The sequence below is a fragment of the Streptomyces sp. B8-7 genome, assembly GCF_058833805.1.
This window is the reverse complement of sequence record NZ_JBYRRL010000003.1, coordinates 189615-207560: the sequence shown is the minus strand read 5'-3', so window position 1 is coordinate 207560 and position 17946 is coordinate 189615. Positions and strand designations below refer to the sequence as shown.

The 17946-nt window shown below is 72.4% G+C and carries 15 protein-coding genes; 6 read left to right on the top strand and 9 right to left on the bottom strand.

Annotated features, from left to right (window positions below; all coding sequences use genetic code 11):
• Positions 1–126: 126 nt before the first annotated feature.
• Both AC5K6T_RS16225 and AC5K6T_RS16220 read right to left on the bottom strand, forming a co-directional pair.
• Positions 127–1020, bottom strand: coding sequence for an alpha/beta fold hydrolase (locus AC5K6T_RS16225; protein WP_493209682.1), 894 nt, complete (start codon positions 1018–1020; stop codon positions 127–129).
• Between the two features lie 93 nt (positions 1021–1113).
• Positions 1114–2031, bottom strand: a complete 918-nt coding sequence (locus AC5K6T_RS16220) for a Gfo/Idh/MocA family protein (RefSeq protein ID WP_493210798.1) — start codon at positions 2029–2031, stop codon at positions 1114–1116.
• Between the two features lie 360 nt (positions 2032–2391).
• Here AC5K6T_RS16220 and AC5K6T_RS16215 point away from each other — a divergent pair, with 360 nt between their 5' ends.
• Positions 2392–3129 (top strand): alpha/beta fold hydrolase, encoded by a 738-nt coding sequence (locus AC5K6T_RS16215; RefSeq protein WP_493209679.1) that lies wholly within the window; start codon positions 2392–2394, stop codon positions 3127–3129.
• A gap of 290 nt (positions 3130–3419) precedes the next feature.
• On the opposite strand, the gene AC5K6T_RS16210 is transcribed toward AC5K6T_RS16215, so the two are convergent.
• Positions 3420–4061 carry a hypothetical protein gene (locus tag AC5K6T_RS16210; protein WP_493209677.1) on the bottom strand — a complete coding sequence of 214 codons (642 nt, stop codon included), beginning with the start codon at positions 4059–4061 and terminating at the stop codon, positions 3420–3422.
• 295 nt (positions 4062–4356) lie between these two features.
• Between AC5K6T_RS16210 and AC5K6T_RS16205 the strand changes: the two genes are divergently transcribed.
• A complete protein-coding gene (locus AC5K6T_RS16205; RefSeq protein WP_493209675.1) occupies positions 4357–5874 on the top strand; it encodes a helix-turn-helix domain-containing protein in 1518 nt (505 codons plus the stop codon).
• A gap of 347 nt (positions 5875–6221) precedes the next feature.
• Here AC5K6T_RS16205 and AC5K6T_RS16200 read toward each other — a convergent pair whose 3' ends face one another.
• Together AC5K6T_RS16200 and AC5K6T_RS16195 are read right to left on the bottom strand one after the other, a co-directional pair.
• Entirely contained in the window at positions 6222–6728 is a 507-nt protein-coding gene (locus tag AC5K6T_RS16200) for a mycothiol transferase (RefSeq protein WP_493210796.1), read from the bottom strand.
• Positions 6729–7240: 512 nt separating this feature from the next.
• Positions 7241–7441: a DUF1737 domain-containing protein gene (locus tag AC5K6T_RS16195; RefSeq protein ID WP_493209673.1), complete on the bottom strand. Its 201-nt coding sequence runs from the start codon at positions 7439–7441 to the stop codon at positions 7241–7243.
• Positions 7442–7981: 540 nt separating this feature from the next.
• Here AC5K6T_RS16195 and AC5K6T_RS16190 point away from each other — a divergent pair.
• From AC5K6T_RS16190 to AC5K6T_RS16180, 3 genes are all read left to right on the top strand, one after another.
• The gene (locus AC5K6T_RS16190) at positions 7982–8851 is read left to right on the top strand and encodes a HalD/BesD family halogenase (RefSeq protein ID WP_493209671.1); all 870 of its coding nucleotides are present in this window, start codon (positions 7982–7984) and stop codon (positions 8849–8851) included.
• Between the two features lie 102 nt (positions 8852–8953).
• Positions 8954–9769 (top strand): class I SAM-dependent methyltransferase, encoded by an 816-nt coding sequence (locus AC5K6T_RS16185; protein WP_493209669.1) that lies wholly within the window; start codon positions 8954–8956, stop codon positions 9767–9769.
• Between the two features lie 137 nt (positions 9770–9906).
• Entirely contained in the window at positions 9907–11742 is a 1836-nt protein-coding gene (locus AC5K6T_RS16180) for a choline/carnitine O-acyltransferase (protein WP_493209667.1), read from the top strand.
• 275 nt (positions 11743–12017) lie between these two features.
• On the opposite strand, the gene AC5K6T_RS16175 is transcribed toward AC5K6T_RS16180, so the two are convergent.
• From AC5K6T_RS16175 to AC5K6T_RS16160, 4 genes are all read right to left on the bottom strand, one after another.
• The gene (locus tag AC5K6T_RS16175; protein ID WP_493209665.1) at positions 12018–12833 is read right to left on the bottom strand and encodes a LamG domain-containing protein; all 816 of its coding nucleotides are present in this window, start codon (positions 12831–12833) and stop codon (positions 12018–12020) included.
• Positions 12834–12982: 149 nt separating this feature from the next.
• Positions 12983–14335: an endonuclease domain-containing protein gene (locus AC5K6T_RS16170; protein ID WP_493209663.1), complete on the bottom strand. Its 1353-nt coding sequence runs from the start codon at positions 14333–14335 to the stop codon at positions 12983–12985.
• 112 nt (positions 14336–14447) lie between these two features.
• A complete protein-coding gene (locus tag AC5K6T_RS16165) occupies positions 14448–15287 on the bottom strand; it encodes an alpha/beta fold hydrolase (RefSeq protein ID WP_493210794.1) in 840 nt (279 codons plus the stop codon).
• Positions 15288–15316: 29 nt separating this feature from the next.
• A complete protein-coding gene (locus tag AC5K6T_RS16160) occupies positions 15317–15742 on the bottom strand; it encodes a MarR family winged helix-turn-helix transcriptional regulator (protein WP_493209661.1) in 426 nt (141 codons plus the stop codon).
• A 212-nt stretch (positions 15743–15954) separates the two neighbouring features.
• Between AC5K6T_RS16160 and AC5K6T_RS16155 the strand changes: the two genes are divergently transcribed.
• Positions 15955–17469, top strand: coding sequence for an MFS transporter (locus AC5K6T_RS16155; RefSeq protein ID WP_493209659.1), 1515 nt, complete (start codon positions 15955–15957; stop codon positions 17467–17469).
• Positions 17470–17946: the final 477 nt, after the last annotated feature.

The window sequence follows — 17946 nt, the reverse complement described above, 5'->3', positions numbered from 1 at the left end:
TGCGGCCCTGTGCGGGAGAGCGCCCCGGCACAGGGCCGTGGACTCCCGGTTGCGGACCGGGCGTGGCCGCCGTCCGGCCGGTCATCGGCCGGGGCGCTCTCCGCGGCACGGATGCGGCATGCCGCATCACCGGGGCGCGAAGTGTTCGACGGGGTTGAGGTAGGGGAGTCCGTCGAGCGGCTGGTCGGTGAAGAAGTTCGCCATCAGATCCGCCAGGTCGCCGTCACGCTCGACCTGTACCAGGTGGTCGGACTCCTTGATGGTGGTGAACCGGGCCCCGAGACCCTGGGCGACGCGGCGGCCTGCCCCGGGCGGCGTGATGGTGTCGTGCTCCCCGGTGAACACCAGCACCGGAGCGGTGACGGGGAGGTGGGCCAGGCTCCACGGGTGCGACAGCAGACGCTCGTGGTGGACGAGGTCCATGGCCAGTTCGCGCTCGGTGAGGCCGGCGAACCTCTGGCGCATCAGGCGGGCGACCGCGGCACGTCGCCGCACGAATCCGCGGCCGGGCGGAGCCATGAACTGCTCGACCATGTCCTGGGCCAGAGCTTCGAGGAGCCCCTCCTCAGCCATGCGGCGCCATCGCGTGGCCGCCGCGGTGTACTCGGCCGAGATCTCCACCGCGGTGCCTCCGAGCATCAGGCGTGCGGTGCGTTCCGGATGCCGCTGCGCGAAGCGCAGGGCGATGGCGGCCCCGAAGCAGGCGCCGAAGAGGTTGACGCGTCCGGGCGACAGGGAGTCGGCGGCGTGGCGGACGGCGTCGGCGAGGAAGTCCATCCCGTGCTCGACCGGCAGGGGATCGGCATCCCCGTAGCCGGGCAGTTCCAGAGTCAGCAAGGCGGTGTGCGACAGGAGCAGCTGCTCGTAGCGCAGCCAGGAGAACCGGTCCTGCGAGGAGCCGCCGAGGATGATCAGGGGTTCGGTGGCCGCAGCGCCTCGGGTGGCGGTGCGCGCGATGAACCGGAAGCCGTGCCAGGTCAGTTCGTGTTCTGCCGTTTCGGTACCGGCGATGCAAGACATGCCCTCTGCATACCGGTGACGGGGCAGGCGGGGGAGGCGCCTTGCGGTCCGTTCACTCGCAAGAGCGGATGCGCGACGGCCGTGACCGCCGCCCTACGGCGTGACCGCCCGGGGCTCGTTGCGCCCCGGCCCCAGCCTGTCGATGATCCGTTCACACCATTCGTGGCTGACCAGAGCGTCGGTGGCGTCGAGGGTTTTGCCGGTGCGGACGGCGTCCAGGAACGTGGTGCACATGGCCTCGAAGCCACGCCGTCGGCCGACCGGTTCCCAGGCGTCCGGGCGCTGCAGGAGCGGAGCGCCGTCGTGGACGGTCACCTCGGTGAGGTCGGCCACGTCCCGGCGCCGGCCGGCCCCGGCGGTCTGCAGCACCTCGCCCGCCGAGCCGCTGACGCGGTTCATGACGGCCAGGCCGGTGAAGCCCGGCGCGGTCGCCCGCACCACCACGTGGTGGAGCAGCCCCGCCTCCACGCGGCCGTGCGCGTCGAAGGCGACGTCGGCGGGGGCGAGCATGCGCAGGGTGTCGATCAGGTGGATGAAGTCGTCCAGCACGATGGTGCGCACGTCGCCCGGGCCGTTGCGGCGGTCCTTCTGGATGACCACCAGCTCGCGGGGATGGTCAAGCGCTGCCCGGTAGGCGGGCGCGTGGCGCCGGTTGAAGCCGACCATGAGGGAGCGGCCCCGCTCGCGGGCCAACCGGACCAGACGGGTGCTTTCCCGGAGGTCGTACGAGAGCGGTTTGTCGACCAGGACGTCGACTCCGGCTTCGAGGAGCCGGGACACGACCGGATAGTGCTGCTCGGTGGGTGTGTGCACGAACGCGGCGCGTATCCCGGCATCGAGCAGCGCTTCCAGATCGGTGAAGCGCCGCGCCACCCGGTAGGCGTCCGCGACGCGGTCCACCGTCGCCGGACTGCGTGACATCAGGTGCAGGTCCACTCCGGGCAGGGCGGTCAGGACGGGCAGGTACGCCTTGTTCGCGATGCTTCCCAGCCCGATCACCGCGACCGGCAGCCCGCGCTCCTCGAAAGCCTTGTCCTTCATGATCGGCTCGCGCCCCTTCCACACCAGGTCGGTCTAGACCACTTGCCCGGAATGGTACAAGGCCCCGGCCCGGTCCCGGTCCCGGCCCCGGTCCCGGCCCGGGGCCTGTGGTGACAGGCCGCCCGGTGCGCAGGGCCGTGGCGGGGCACGGGACCGGGGTCCGGGCTGCCGGGTGCGCGCGGTCGGACCGGCACTCACCGCCGTCGGCGCCACCCACACCGCGTGCCGCCGCTGACCCCTTCCGGCCCGCGGCAGTTGGTTCGGCGAGGAGCCGTAGGCCGATGCCGCCGCGAAGGCACGGGCCCGGCCGTGCGCCCCTAAGCTCGTGCCGTGGGAGAGATCGTGGTGGTGCGAGACGGCTGCGGGCCGGAGGTCCTGCTGGTGCACGGGGGAGCCGGCCCGCGTACGACGTGGGGCGCTCTGGCTCCGCTGGCCGGCCGGTGGACACTGGGGTACGTCCATCGCCGCGGCTACTCTCCGAGCCCGCCGCCGCGACGGCGTCAGGACTTCGAGGTCGACGCCCTGGACCTGGCACCGCTGCTGGCCGGCCGGCCGCACGTCGTCGCCCATTCCTACGGTGTCCTCGGGACGCTGATCGCGGCCGCTGCCACGCCGGGCAGCGTGCGCTCGCTGACCCTCGTCGAACCGCCGCTGAACCACCTCGTCCCCAACGACCCCGCTGTGGCACGCCTCGAACGTATCGGGGACGCGGTCCTCACCCACGGGATGGACACGGACCCGCTCGAACTGCGTGAGTTCCTCCGGCTCTGCGGCGCGCCGGTCGGCGACGGCCCGCTCCCCGACGGCGTCGTCGCCGGGGTCCGCCGGGCGCATGGAGCCCGGCGGACGAGCGAGGCCCGCCCGCGGCTCGACGCGATCCGTGACGCCGGTGTTCCGGTGCTGGTCGCCTCCGGGGGGCACGCGGCCGCACTGGAGCGGATCTGCGATGCGCTCGCGGACCTGCTGGCCGGCGAGCGCAGTGTGCATGCCGGGGCCGGCCACTTCGTCGCCGCGGCACCGGGCTTCGCCGAACGGCTGGAGGCCTTCCTGCGGGAGAACGCCGTCTGAGGAGTTCGCCCCGGCGGAGGCCTCGCGAGGGCGGTGGCATCACCGGAGACCGCCGCGGGTGAATACGGTGCCGACCGGTCCCCTTCCGGGCGGAGCGGGGTACGGGTGCGGGCGCCTCGCCCGAAAACTCCTGACGAGGCGCCCGGGGCGCGACGGCACGACCCTCCGCCGGAAGCCGGAAGCCGGAAGCCGGAAGCCGGAAGCCGGAAGCCGGAAGCCGGAAGCCGGAAGGAGCCGGTGCGGGTCTTTCCGCCGGAAGCCGTCATCACCCGGCAGTCGGTCGCTCCGGCTCAGCGGAGCCCGTCGACCGCCTTGATCATCGTCTTCTTGAAGTCCTCCACCGGCAGATCCTTCAGAGTTCCCATCTGACCCCACTCGACGAAGGTGACGGTCCGTCCGTCGCGGCCGATGCCGACCAGGTGCGCGTCGTTGGCGCCCCACGGCTGCTCGGTGTGGACGCCGTACACGTGCGCGCCCTCCTCGACCGAGACCTTGCCGTAGTCGTCCCAGGCGGCGGAACCGCCCGGGGTGTCGCGCAGGTCGTCCGCGGCGCAGTTCGCGGCGGCCTTCTCCGCGGCGGCGACGAGCTTGCGGGCCGCGGCCTCGGTGCGCAGCGTGACCGAGACCTGCTCGCCGCCCGTGTCGAGGTCGGTCCAGTACAGGCGGTGCCAGATGTTCCCCCTGGCCGGCAGGACGGCGTCGGTGCAGACCATCGGCGTCTCCGGCCTGCCCTTGGTGACGGCGCCGGCCTGCCACTCGGTGCCCCAGCCGTCGGGCATGTCGGAGGCCGACAGGAAGCCGGGCGCGCCGGACGCCGCCCTGGCCTCGGCCTGGGCCGTGGCGGTGCCGGCGAGGGGCGTGAGCAGGGCGGCTGCCGCGGCGGTGGCGGCGAGCACGGCGCCCTTTCGAAGGTTCTTCTTCCGGTTCGTCATCGAGGTGTCCCCGTTTCACGGTTGGTTTCGCGGTTGGTTTCACGGTTGTCGCAGGAGCGGGATCTGCTCGAGGTGCCACGGCGGCTCGTCGGGTGTCCGACGAGCACCGCCTCGGTGGCCCGGTGAGCAGGTGTCACCAGACTTCAAGATCTCCGCGCCCCACGGCAAGCCACCGGGCTCGGGATGGGACGGCGGGACGCATACGCGTACGCTGGCCTGGGAAAACGCCGACCGCCCGGGACGGGATCCGGGACGGGACGGCGGGATGCGGGACGGCGGAACGGAGACCTGGGGCATGACGGGACAGCCGGACGAGGCCGGACGGTTCGCGGAGAGTCTGCGGGACCTGAAGGACCGTACGGGCCACAGCTACGGCGTGCTCGCCGGGCGGCTGCACATCGGCCGGTCGACGCTGCACCGCTACTGCCTGGGGGAGACGGTCCCCTCCGACTACGCGGTGGTGGAGCGGCTGGCCCGGCTGGCGGGGGCGTCCCGAGAAGAGCTGATCGAGCTGCACCGCCGGTGGGTGCTGGCGGACGAGGCCCGTGCCAGGGCCGCGGCACCGCGTCCGCCGGCCGCGGACGGGACCGCGCCTGGATCCGCCGACGGGACCGCGCCTGGATCCGCCGACGGGACCGCGCCTGGATCCGCCGACGGCGCTGCGGAGTCCGCGTCGTCCGCACCGCGTGCCCCGGCCGCCGGGCCACGCGCCGAAGCGCCGGGCCCACGAGCTGCGGCCGCCGGGCCCCGTCTCCCGGAAGCCGCGCCGCAGAACGGCCGGGAAGCCGGGCCGCAGGACCGGGACACCGGGCGGGAGACCGCCCGGCCGACCGGACCGAAGGCCGCCCCGCGCGCCGGGGCGAACGGCCGCGACGTCCCGCCCGGGCCGTCCGCCGCAGGGCCGGGGGGACCGGAGGCCCCGCGCGGCGCGGCGCTCGTCACCAGGCGCCCCGCCGCCCCGCGGCCCGGCCCCGCGGGAGACGGGCGGTCGGCCTCGGGGGCGTCCACCCGCGCTCCCCGTCAGGGCCGTCGGCGCCGGATCCTGACCGCGGGCACGGCGGCCGCGTTGACGGTCGGGGCGGTCATCGCGGCGAACGTCGCGTCGGACACGGACGGCTGGTCCGTGGACCGGCCCGGCCCGGTCACCTCGCCGCCGCTCGCCGCCACCGGTCCCGCCGGACCCGCCGGACCCGCCATGAGCGCGGACGCCGACATCTGGAACAGCGGCTGCGACCACCGCTATCTGGTGGACCGCGAGCCGGGCATCGTCCCGTCACCGCCCGTGCAGCAGGACGCGGCCGCGTGGGCGGACTCCCTCGGCGCCGTGGACGGCGGTCGCACCACCGTGCAGGCGACGGTCAGCGCCCCCGCGAACGGGTCAGCCGTGGTGCAGCGGCTCTCCGTCCGCGTGGTGGACCGGCGCCCGGCCCTGGACTGGCGGGTGTACGCGATGAGCCCGGGCTGCGGAGGGAAGGTGACCCCCGCCCGCTACGCCGTGGACCTGGACGTCCCCCGGCCTCTGGCCCGTCCGGAGAGCGGCGGCACCGTGGACGACGACACCGGCGAGCCGCGCACCCTGCCCGCCCCCCATCTGCCGTTCCGGGTCACGCGGGACGATCCCCTGGTGCTCCGCGTCGAGGCGACCGCCGTCCGGTGCGACTGCGACTGGTACCTGGAGGCGGAGTGGACGAGCGGCGACCGGAGCGGGACGCTGCGCATCGACGACGGCGGCCGCCCCTTCCGCACGAGCGGGACGGGCGCGGAGAAGGAGTACTACTACGCGATCGAGCGTGACGGCTGGACGTCCTTCTGACCCGGCCGGTCCCGGGACCGGGACGCTTCGCCCGGAGTACGCACCGGACGCCGCTCCTCTGCGGGCGGATTCCGCCTCCCGAGGCGCCGGCATCCCGCCCGAGGCGCGGCGCAGCACCCGGACCGACACCCGTCTGCGCCGTGTCCTCCGCACCCTCCTCGCGCTCCTGCCCGGTGTCGACGTGGAGATCCCCGCGCCGGGCCGGGACCACTGTCCGGCCGGGCACGGACCCTTCAACCGGGCCCCCGGCCTCGCGGAGCAGCTCGTACCGGGCCGAAAAGCGGCCTACTACGGGATGTTCCTGGCGCCGAGCGCGGGCCCGAGCGGCCGTTGTCATTCCGGTGTGATCACTGGCCTACTCGGCCGTCGATCCGCTCGCGCAGGAGGTCGGCGTGGCCGCAGTGCCGCGCGTACTCGGCGATCTGCCCCACCAGGATCTCGCGCAGCGCCGCCTCCCCGGTCAGCGCGCCAAGGCCGGCGAAGCCGGCGATGAAACGGTCGGTCACCTCGCTCTCGGCCCGCCACTGCCGCCAGGCATCCTCCACCACCGCCGGGTCGGCGACCGCGCCGTTCCAGTCGCCGTCACGATCCTCGGCGGTCCGGTAGATCCTGGGCGAGTCCTCGCCGGCCATCCGGCGGACGTGCCGTTCGCCCTCGGCCATGTGCCGCACCAGCCCGAGCATGGACATCGTGGACGGTGGTACGGAGCGCCGGGCCATCTGCTCGGCATCCAGGCCCGCACACTTCATCTCGATGGTGAGACGGAAGCAGCGCAGACTCTCCAGCAGCGCGCCGCGTTCGTCGACCGACGCGACTCCGGTCTTGCGCGGGTCGTCATCCGGGTCGGCCCACATGTCGGGGTAGATGGTGGAAGGGGTCCACCGAGTCACCACCGCATCGCTGTTGCGCTCATCTGAATCCACGATCGCATCGTGGTGCGCAGCGACCCGGTCCGCCACCGAATATCGCATGCGCGTCTGCCGACGGCTGATCGACCACGTCCCATGTGATCCGCAGACCAGGAAACGGGGGACCCCGAAGGTTGTCGGCGGGCCTGGCTCCGCAGCCGACGTGCAGTCACCGCGGGCGTGCCGACGGCCGGTACGGGACGCCGTACGCGGCAAGGGCCACCCGCAGCGGAGCGTGTGCGCCGGCGCGCTGAGCGATGTCCCGGCTCGAAGCCGTCGGTCGTCCCAGGCCGTCGGGGTCACCTACCAGGTTCTGGGCGGGACTTCGGCCGTACGATGCCGGTCCTGACCCGGACGGGGCAGGACGCGACCGGGCCCGACGCGCTCAGGCACTCGTCGGACGATCCCGGCCGAGCCCGGTCGGGACCCTCCTGCGCAACGGCTGATCGTGTGTGGTGCTACGCACCCGGACCAGATGCCCGTGCCGGCCACACCAGCGCCTGGGCGACGACGACGCTCTCACCGTTGAAGGTGACGGCGGGGCCACCGTGCAGCTCGTAGCCGAGATCCAGCGCTTCGCTCACCCGCCGGCAGAACGAGGCGTCGTCCGGCCCGGTCAGCACTCGGTAGACCGGCAACCCGTGAGGTGGTGTGCTCATGGACGAAGGATCTCAGACCTGTCCGCTCGCCGAGCCGACGGGTCGCCCATGCCACCGGCCGGCCGCTCCCCAGGACCAGGTCCTCAGCTCGCTCGTCACGCGGCCGAGACGTCGGGGCGTGCTCGGACCCCGCCGACGGAGGCCATGCCGCCCACCGGTTCCCGCGACGCCCCGCGCAGCGGCTGCGCCCGGCGCAACCGGAGGGGACACTCGGGCGGTGTGCCGCAATTCCGCAGGGACTTCCTCATGAGTTCCCGTCAGGCGCACGGCTTTGTGGGCTCCATGACATGTCGTCAGTGTCACCGGTCACAGACGGCGTAGCAGCGATGAATTGAGGCAAGACCATGTGTTAAACCCCCTCTGGGGTTCGCGAGGTGAGGAGGGGGAAGGCTGTGGCCGGTCCGCACACGAGCGGCGGCGACGCTCGCCATGTGCTGATCACGCCGCTCGCCCTTGGTGGGCGGGCGGCGACAGGAGCAACCGAACTGACAGGGATGTCCCGGCGCACCGGTGCCGAGCTTGTGTGCGGAAAGGATCCTCATGGGTACACCGATGGCGCGGTCTGTCGAGCAGGTTGTCGACACGGATCGCTACCCCCTGCTGGAGCCGGACAGCCGCGCCCGGGACGCGGTGGTGTCCCGTGTCCGGCGCGAACTGGCGACCCTGGGCTGCAGCGTGCTGCCGCGGTTCGTCCGCCCCTCCCAGGTCGAGGCACTGAGGCGGGAAGGCGCGGAAGCCGCCCCCCGTGCGCACTATGAGGTCGAGACGGTCAACGCCTACAACATAGCCGTGGACCCCTCGCTTCCACAGGACCACCCGGGCAGGATCCCCATACAACGCGGCAACGCATTCGTCGCCCGGGACCGGATTCCGCGTGACTTCATCATCCATCAGCTCTACACCAGCGAATTGTTCCAGAGTTTCGTCGCCGACTGTTTCGAGCTGCCGCGTCTTCATGAGCTTGCGGACCCGTTGTCCGGTCTGTGCCTCAATGTTGTCACCCCGGGAATGGAGCATCCCTGGCACTTCGACACCAACGAGTTCACCGTCAGCATGCTCACGCAGGAGCCGCAGGCCGGCGGGGTCTTCGAGTACTGTCCCGGGATCAGGTCCGCGCGGGCGGAGAACTTCGACGACGTCCGGGACGTGCTGCTCGGTGACGGCGAGCACCTGGTGCGCCGCCTTGCCCTCAGGCCCGGCGACCTCCAGCTCTTCAAGGGCCGCTACTCGCTCCACCGTGTCACAGCCGTCCGGGGCGAGACCGCGCGTCACTCGGCGATCTTCGCATACAGCGAACGGGCCGGAGTCGTCGGCAGCGTGGCGCGGACCCGGCAGCTCTTCGGCCGTGTACTCCCCGAGCACCGGGCCGCCGAGGGACGCGCCGTCCGGGTCGACGGACTGCTGGACTAGCACGTTCACAACAGGCCCCTGGGGGTCCTGGCCGCCGAACGGCCGGAGCTGACGCGCCCGCACGCAGTCACCCGCTCTGCAACCGACAGAGGAGTACGTCCCGTGCAGTTCGACACGAGCGGTAAGGTCCTGCTCGATCACATCTACACCCAGCCCGACCCGCGGGCCTACTTCGCAACGCTGCGCCGACTCCACTACGGCATCCCCCAACTCGCCAAACCCTACTTCGTGAAAGTGATCGACGAATACCGCGAGTCGCAGCACGTCAGGACGCCCCGGATCCTGGACGTCGGGTGCTCCTACGGCATCAACGCGGCCCTGCTGCGATGCGACATGTCCATGGACGAGCTGTACGAGCGCTACTGCGACGGCGACGTCGGCACGCAGAGCCGCGGCGCACTGCTCACTCGGGACCGGGAACTGGTCCGTTCCCGGTCGCGCCTGCGGAACACCCGGTTCACCGGCCTCGACACCTCACGGGAGGCGCTCTCCTACGCGCTCTCAGCCGGGTTCCTCGATGACGCGGTGCAAGCCGACCTCGAAGACGGCGATCTCACGGACCGGCAGCGTGAGCAGGTCGCCGGGACGGATCTGGTCATCTCGACGGGCTGCCTCGGATACGTCACCGAGAAGACGATCTCACGCATCGTCGACGCGCAGGGCGGGCGCAGGCCCTGGATGGCGCACTTCGTCCTGCGGATGTTCCCGTTCGACCGGGTCGAGGAGAGCCTGGCCGCCGCGGGGTACGAAACCGTCCGCGTCGAAGGAGTGTTCCCGCAACGGCGGTTCGCCTCCCCCGAGGAGCAGTCCCTCGTCCTCGGCACGCTGTCGTCCGCCGGAGTCGATCCGCGGGGCCTGGAGTCCGAAGGCTGGCTCTATGCGCAGCTGCACATCTCCAGGCCGCGCGAAGCCGCGTAGCTGCGGGGCACGGCGACGGGCCGCCCGACCAGGCATCCACCCGTCCCGCCGTGCGCCGCCGCACCCTGCGTACGTCCCCCAACCCACCAACCCCACCACCCCCCAACCCCACACAACGGCTCGGATAGAGGCTTCACATGCATGGCAGTCAGGAACCAGCCACCACCACCTTCGGCAACGAGGACCGTCTGCCACGGGTGCCGCTGCCGGGGCTGGAGGAGACCTGCGAGCGGTTCATCGCCTGGTGCGCGCCCTTGCTGACGGCGGAGGAACGGGAGGCGACCGAGGCCGAGGTGACCGCGTTCCTGCGACCCGACGGTCCCGGTCGCGCACTCCACGCGGCGCTGGAGCAGTACGACGCCGGCGAGGGGGTGCACAGCTGGCTCGACACCTTCTGGCCCTCCCGGTACCTGGGGCGCCGGGACCGTATCGCGCTCAACGCGAACTTCTTCTTCCTCTTCAAGGACTCCGGCCTGCCGCAGGTGGAGCGGGCGGCCGGGCTCATCGCCTCCGCCGTCAACTACAAGCTGCGACTGGACGAGGAGAGGATCGCGCCGGTCGTCCAGCGGGGGCAGCCGCTGTCGATGGAGCAGAACAAGTTCCTCTTCTCCACGACGAGGATTCCGGGACGCGTGCAGGACACCGTCCGAGCGCCCTACTCCGAGACCTGGCCGGGGCCGTCGCCGGCCCGCCACATCGTGGTGTTCTTCCGCGGCAACATGTTCCGGATGGACGTGATGGGCCCGGACGGCCGCCCGCACACCCTGGACGACCTGGCGAACGGGCTGCACGCGGTGATGAAGGCCGGTGCCGTCCGGGCCCGGACCGACACCTGTGCCGGGCACCTCACCACCAAGGCCCGGGCCGAGTGGGCCGCCAGCCGGGACGACCTGCTCGCCTGTCATCCCGGGAACGCGGCGGCGCTCGACGACATCGAGACGGCGCTGTTCTGCCTCTGCCTGGAGGACTTCGCGCCCGGAACCACCCAGGACGCGTGTGACCAGCTGCTCCACGGCGACAGCGGCAACCGGTGGTTCGACAAGGCCGTCTCCCTGATCGTCTTCGAGGACGGCACGGCCGGCATCAACGTGGAACACTGCGGTCTGGACGGGACCACTGTCCTGAGCTTCGTCGACGCGCTGCTGGGCGCACCGGCGGAGGAGCAGTCACGTCAGTCCGGTGCCCTGTCCCAGGGCGTGCCGGCGGTCGAACGGGTGGAACCGGTCCTCGACGACGCCCTGCGTGCCGATGCCGGCGCCGCCGCGGAGGCCTTCGCGGCCTACGCCGCCGACACCGCCACCTCCGTCCTGTCGTTCGAGGACTTCGGCGGGGACCGGGCCAAGCAACTGCGCATCTCCCCGGACGCGTTCGTGCAGATGGCCTATCAACTCGCCCACCGGCGGGCCAAAGGACAGGTGGGCGCCACGTACGAGTCGATCGCCACACGGCAGTACCGGCGCGGACGCACCGAGGCCATGCGCGTCGTCACTCCCGAAGTGCTGCGGTTCGTCGCCGCCATGGAGGACCCCGCGGCCGACGCGCCGACCCGCAGGGCGGCGTTCCGGGCCGCCGCCGCACAGCACGTCGAGCGCGCCAGGCAGTGCCAGGCGGGGCAGGCCCCCGAACAGCACCTGTGGGAGCTGCTGCTGATCCAGCAGCGGCGCGGTGCGGAACTCGGCGTGGACGAGCCGCCCGCCCTGTACGAGACCCCGGGCTGGGTGAAGATGCGCGACGACCATCTGAGCACCAGCTCCGCACCCTCCACCAACATCCAGTTCTTCGGCTTCGGCTCGACCAGCAGCAAGTGCATCGGTGTCGCCTACGTGCTGCTTCCCGACCGCTTCAACCTCTATCTGAGCACCCCGCGCCCGGTGGCCGCAGAGATGTCGCTGTTCGCGGAGAGGCTCCGGGAAGCGGTGGGTGAACTCCAGGACCTGCTGTCCACCGGGACACCGGAGGACACGGCAGCGTGACCGGTCGACCGTACGCCCCGGAGCCCCGGAGCCCCGGAGCCCCGGAGCCCCGGAGCCCGGCCCGGAAGGCGCGGGGCGCACGGTGCGGCGCGGGGCCGGGACTCCGGCCCCGCCGTCACGTCATGGCGCGCGGGAGGGGTGCGGGGGACGGCCGCCGCCACGTTCTGTGAACGCGGGGCCGTCACCGCGCGTGACGCCGGCCCGGAGCGGTGGGACGGCGGGGGATGCGCCGTCCTCGGCCGGGCCGTGCCGGAGCCCGGCACCCTCGCCGCTCCTCAGGGGGATCCGGTGGTCCCCGCGGCGTCCCACCCGCGCACGCGGTGGAGATGAGCGGTCTTCGGGTAGGAGGTCTCGGTCTCCGAGCGAGGGCCGGTCTCGAAGAGGTCGATCATCAAGAAGAGCGGGTAGCCGGGGGACTGGGACATCCGCTTCACGACGACGCCGTCACAGCCGATGACGGTGCCCGCCGGTCCCCACACGGCCGTCCAGGTGTGCGGCCGCGACGTGTCGAGGGGAAGGGCGACTTCCGACATGTCCGTCGTCAACCGGTCGTCCGTATGCGCTTTCACCCCGCATCGGGCGTGACTCGTCCCTTCACCGACGGCGTCGGAGTCGATCTCGAAGATGCAGATCTCGCCGCTGTCCTTCTCGGACAGATGCTCCGTCCCCACAAGCCACGCCGCGAGCATGCACCCCTCGTCCACGCTCGCGCTCACCGTCACCTCCACCCGGCCGGCGGCGGGCGCCCAGAGCAGACGTTGCGGTGTCTCCGTCCGGACGACGAGCCCGTCCGGACGGTGCCGGTGTGTGCCTAGCCGGGAGCCCGCCGGGCCGGAGAAGAGCCCGGTCTGCAGGTTGGACACGCGAAGCGGGGCGTCTTCCGTGCGCCAGTCCGGTTGGTCGGCGTCGATGCGCAGCCGCAGCGCGGCGCCGTCGAGGTCGTAGCGTGCACGGGACCGCTCGGGTGTCGTCCAGTGCGGCAGATAGTGGTCGACCCAGCGATCCTCCCTGAGCCGAGGGGCGGTGAAGTCGTCCTCGAAATCGGGCTTGCGGGCCGGAGGTTCGGGAAGACGGGCGACATGAGCCATCATGGCACCCATCCTGCCTGATGACGGCCTCCTGCAGCGCGACGCCGGCGTCGTCCCGGGCGGTGGGCAGCCCTCCGCGGCGTCTCCCCGATCCCGCGCCCCTCGACCGTCCCCCCCCCCCCGGCCGGGATGACCAGGCCGCGAGGCGAGACTCAGAACAGTGCCAGGCCTTCACCGGTGGTGTCCGCGATGACGGGTCGGGACTCGGTGGGCAGGCCGTCCAGGCGGTCGGGGCCGGCCGCGGCGGCCACCGCAGGCGCGGTCTCGGCCAGCCAGGTGCCGAACCGTTCCACGGCCTCGCGGTAGGGGACCCGGGCCAGGACACGGTGTTCGCCGGTGGGGCAGGAGTCGACGCTGACGGTGAGCAGGCAGGAGCGCGGGGTGGCGTGACTGCCGGTCCAGGACACGCGCAGGACACCGCAGGGCCTGCGCGCCCGGGAGCCTCGGGGTTCGCGGTGGGTCGGGCGAAGGGACCGGCAGGCTATGTGGGCGGTCCAGGCGGCGAGGTGGGGCAGGGGGAGCGTGGTGCGGGCGCGGCAGCCCGGGCAGCGGTGCCAGTGCCGCAGCCAGTCGGCGGTGTGGGTGTGGAAGAGCCGCGTGTAGTGGTGGGCCACCCGGACGTCGTTGCGGTAGAGGTGATCCGGCCGTTCCTGCGTGTTGCAGGACTGGCAGACGGGGGCGCGGACGTAGCCGTGCTCGTGGCAGTGGTCGAGCACGGAGGCGGGCGCGGTGCGGCAGACGGCGCACGTCCACCCGGCCACCTTGCGCGACATGCCGGGCTTCCCGCTGAGTGCCGAGTACAGGCGGCCCCGCAGTTCCCCGTTGTACGGGCGCAGGGGTGCGGCCGGGCGGGAGGGAGCCGTCGTCCTCCGGCCGTCGGGCGCGGGGGACGGGCCGTGGCGGGCGGGGGGCTCACCGGGGTCTGCGCCTTCCCGCCGGGGCCGCGCCGCCCTGAGCCACCGTGCTTCCGCGTGTTCGGCCGCGTCCAGCAGTCTGACCACGGCGCGCGGCAGCCACCATGTCCGCACCGAGGGGTCACGGGTCTGCGCCACGAGGATCCGCTGCCAGTCGATCCCGGCCAGATGGCTCGGCCGGCGGTGACCGTCTCGGTGATCCCGCTCGGGGGAGTCCCGCTCGCGCAACGCGCACCTGATGCGATGGCGCCATCGAAGAGGCGCGTCCGCACCGGGCTCCTGCCCCGGTGCGCCGCCGAACGGTCCGATGCGGACCAGGTCCCGGGGGTCCATCTCCACCGCGTTCAGTTCCGCTGCCGCTCGCCGGACCTCCGGCTGCGGAACGCTCCACCGGCCGTCGCCCGACTCCACCGTCGCCACCACCCGGCAGCCGAGCAGAACGTAGCCCGCGGGTGCACGGGCGGGTGCGAGGGTGAACGCCGCGGGAACCGTCGGTAGGGCGCTGCGGGCCGTCAGACGGGCCCACAGGGCATCCGCGGTGCTCAGGCCGATCAGCCCGTCCGTAGGGCCTGGGATGGCGCGCTCCGACATACCGACAGGCTATCGACCGGGGGACCCGGAGCTCTCGGCGTTGTGCCGGCCGGACCGGAGAAATGCGCTCCGCTGACGGCCCTGGCCGGCCCGTCGGAGGGGTGGGACGGGGTCAGCGAGTGTCCGCGAGGTGCGCGAGAAGGAGCGGGTTGACCTGGTCCGCGCCGGCCTCCGGCAGCCAGTGCGGGGCACCCTCCAGAGCGACGAAGCGGTAGGGCGCCTTGACGTACTCCGCGGTGAGCTCGGCTGCCTCGCGGCCGGACGCCCGGTCCGCGGTGCCCCACAGGTGGAGGGTGGGCACGGTGATCTCGCCGGCGAGTACCTGCAGGTCCTCGCCGAGTGCCCGGTACCAGTTGAGCCCGCCGGTGAGCGCACCCTCGGCGAGTCTGCGGACGTTGGACTCGATCTGCCGGCCGGACAGCGCGCCCCGGTACACCGCCCGGAGCCCGGCGGCGTCGTGCGCGAGCAGGCTCTGCTCGGCGACGTGGCCCGGGAGGCGGAAGTGCTGGACATATCCGGAGCGTTCCTGCTGGTCGCCGCCGCTGTTCAGGGCGCGGTAGAGGGCGTGGGGGTGCGGAGTGGAGAGTACGGAGAGCGTGTGCAGCCGGTCCGGGTGGGCGGAGGCCAGCGCCCACGCGACCATGCCGCCCCAGTCGTGCCCGACCAGATGGAACCGCTCGGCGCGGAGAGCGTCGGCGACGCCGAGTACGTCCCCGATCAGATGGCCGACGGCGTAGTCCTCGACGGCCTCGGGGCGGGCGCCGGGGGAGTAGCCGCGCTGGTCCACGGCGACGGCCCGGAAGCCGGCTTCGGCGAGAGCGCGGATCTCCTCGGCCCAGCAGTCCGCGAACTCGGGGAAGCCGTGCAGCAGCAGCACGAGTGCGCCGTCGGGGGGACCGGCGGCCAGGGTGTCGAAGGTGTGGGGGCCGACCACCACTCGGGCCTCGGTCATCGTGGGCACGGGACGGCTCCTCCTCGCCGTCATGGTGGGAAGACGGCCGTCAGCAGTCGGAAGAGCTCGGTCCGCTCCTCGTCGGACAGTCTGTCCAGGCCGGCCTGCACCTGTTCCATCCGTTCGCGGATCAGGTCGATCGCGTTCTCGCCGGCTTCGGTGAGGACGATGTTCTTCACCCTGCGGTCGGTGGGGCTGACCTCGCGGCGCACCAGTTCGCGCTTCTCCAGCCGGTCGATGATGCCGGTCACATTGGAGGCGTCGCACGTCAGGGTGTCCGCCAGGGAGCGCATCGAGGTGGGCGCGCGGCGCAGCACCGTGAGGGTCTTGGCCTGCATGGACGTCAGGCCCGCACCGGCGGCGGCGGTGGAGAAGTCGGCGTAGTGCGCGCTGAGCGAGCGGGCGAGCAGTTCCAGGAGCTGCCGCTTGGTCGGGGGGGTGGGGTTGGCCTGCACAGGGCGAGAGTACCGCGAAAGCTTGACTGCTTCAACGATTGATGTCCGCTGCCATGTGTCGCCCGATGGCGGACCCGGGTAAAGCTTGACGGGCTCAACCATCTATGTCTAGTGTCGCCCTGCGCCATTGCTTGATGTGTTCAAGTACAGAGGCTTTCAAGTATGCGGCGCTCCGTATGCCGGCACCGCCCTACCACTGGGGAAACACCTCTATGACCTCCGCACACTCTCCGGCGCCCGCGCGGCGCTCCGGCGGATTCGGGATCGTCCTGGTCCTGGGCCTCGCGGCCATGATCGTTTCGATGATGCAGACACTCGTGGTGCCCATCCTCGGCATCATCCAGCGCGATCTGGGCACCTCCTCCTCCGGGGTCAGCTGGGTCGCCACCTCCACCCTCCTGTCCGCCGCCGTGTTCACCCCGCTGCTCGGCCGCTTCGGCGACCAGCACGGCAAGAAGCCCACGCTGGTGGGTGTTCTGGTACTGATGGCCGCGGGGTCCGTGCTGGCCGCGACAACCGACTCGCTGCTCTGGCTGATCGTGGCGCGCGTGATGCAGGGTGCCGCCACCGCGATCTTCCCGCTCGCGCTGTCGGTGCTCCGCGAGGAGATCCCGCCGGCCCGGCTGCACACCGCGATGGCCCTGGTCAGCGGCACGCTGGCGTTCGGCAGCGGCCTGGCGCTGGTCGGAGCGGGCCTGCTGACGCAGGGCGCGCACCCCGACTACCACCGCGTCTTCTGGCTGGCCTTCGGACTCGCGGTCCTCGCCCTGGTGGCGGTCGTGCTCGTCGTGCCCGCCTCGCGGCACAAGACCGGCGGGCGCACCGACTGGCCCGGCGCCGCCTCCCTCGCCGCGATGCTGGTCCTCCTTCTGCTGCCCATCTCGCAGGGGCACGCATGGGGCTGGACCTCCGGCCGCACGCTCGGGCTGTTCGCGGGCTCCGTCCTGACCGCGGTGCTGTGGGTCGTCATCGAGAGCCGGGTCCGCGAGCCCATGGTGGACCTGAGGATGTTCGTCCACCGGACGGTGCTCTTCACCAACCTCGCCGGACTCCTGGTCGGCTTCGCGATGTTCGCCCAGTTCGTCGGGGTGTCGTACCTGGTGCAGATGCCGGATGAACTCACCGGATACGGCTTCGGGGCGTCCGTGCTGCGCGCCTCCGTCGTGTACCTGCTGCCCACCACGCTCGTCTCGCTCGTCGCAGCCCAGTTCGGCGGGATGCTGGTGAGCCGGATCGGGGCACGGCTCACGCTCGTCACGGGCGCCGCCTTCGGCGTCGTCGGCTTCGCCTGGCTGACCATGAAGCACGACAGCACCCCTGGTGTCATCATCGCGGGCATGGTCGTCGGGGTCGCCATCAGCTTCGGCTACGCGGCGATGCCCGCCCTCATCGTGGCCGGCGTCCCGCATCACCAGACCGGCATCGCCAACGGCATCAACTCCATCTCCCGGTCCGTCGGCAGCGCCGTCGCCAGCGCGGTCGTCACCTCCCTGCTCGCCTCGAAGACCATCCAGCACCTGCCGGCCGGCGTGCCCCCGCTGCCCGAGGAGTCCCAGTTCACGCTGAGCTTCGCGCTCGCCGGCGGAGCGTTCCTCCTGGTGGTGGTCGTCGCCCTGGTCGGACTGGCGACACGTCGCACGAAGGCGGAGAACACCCTCCTCGCCTCCGGCACGGACACCCGGAGCATGCCGGAAGCGAACGCCGAGCGCGCGCTGTCCGAGGGCTGACGCCCGCTGATGCCGCCGTCGCGGTGCCCGCGGTGCCCGGACCCGGCTCCGGGTGGCCACGCCCGCGTCGCAGCTGACCGCCGGTGTCCTGCTCGGCTTGTGAGCGAGGGCGCCGCCGGCCGGCCGGGCGCACCCGGGCACGCAGCGCTCCACGACGGCGTGCCGGTGGCCACCGCCGCGTACGGCGACGCCTTCGAGCAGGAGGTCCTGCACAGCGTCGACCGCGAGCGCGGCCGGCGCCTGGTCCACGGTCCGACTGCGGTACGACGGGTACGCCGCCGCACCGTACGTTGGCGTCCGGGACGTCCGGGACGCCCGCGTACGCCGTCACGTCGAGCGGGCCTGTGCACCTCGCACGCGGGCGCCCCGGGCAGCGCACACCGCTGCAGGCGCGGCTCGCCGGGCTGCCGGGCGCGGCCACGCCGCACGAGCGGGTCTCCGCGGCCGCCTTCACCGGGGCCTACTGCTGCCGGCCGC

Coding starts and splice junctions, on each gene's coding strand:
- AC5K6T_RS16190 (WP_493209671.1), top strand. CDS start 7,982: ATGGGTACACCGATGGCGCGGTCTGTCGAGCAGGTTGTCGACACGGAT.
- AC5K6T_RS16200 (WP_493210796.1), bottom strand. CDS start 6,728: ATGTGGGCCGACCCGGATGACGACCCGCGCAAGACCGGAGTCGCGTCG.
- AC5K6T_RS16175 (WP_493209665.1), bottom strand. CDS start 12,833: ATGATGGCTCATGTCGCCCGTCTTCCCGAACCTCCGGCCCGCAAGCCC.
- AC5K6T_RS16170 (WP_493209663.1), bottom strand. CDS start 14,335: ATGTCGGAGCGCGCCATCCCAGGCCCTACGGACGGGCTGATCGGCCTG.
- AC5K6T_RS16180 (WP_493209667.1), top strand. CDS start 9,907: ATGCATGGCAGTCAGGAACCAGCCACCACCACCTTCGGCAACGAGGAC.
- AC5K6T_RS16195 (WP_493209673.1), bottom strand. CDS start 7,441: ATGAGCACACCACCTCACGGGTTGCCGGTCTACCGAGTGCTGACCGGG.
- AC5K6T_RS16210 (WP_493209677.1), bottom strand. CDS start 4,061: ATGACGAACCGGAAGAAGAACCTTCGAAAGGGCGCCGTGCTCGCCGCC.
- AC5K6T_RS16205 (WP_493209675.1), top strand. CDS start 4,357: ATGACGGGACAGCCGGACGAGGCCGGACGGTTCGCGGAGAGTCTGCGG.
- AC5K6T_RS16155 (WP_493209659.1), top strand. CDS start 15,955: ATGACCTCCGCACACTCTCCGGCGCCCGCGCGGCGCTCCGGCGGATTC.
- AC5K6T_RS16225 (WP_493209682.1), bottom strand. CDS start 1,020: ATGTCTTGCATCGCCGGTACCGAAACGGCAGAACACGAACTGACCTGG.
- AC5K6T_RS16165 (WP_493210794.1), bottom strand. CDS start 15,287: ATGACCGAGGCCCGAGTGGTGGTCGGCCCCCACACCTTCGACACCCTG.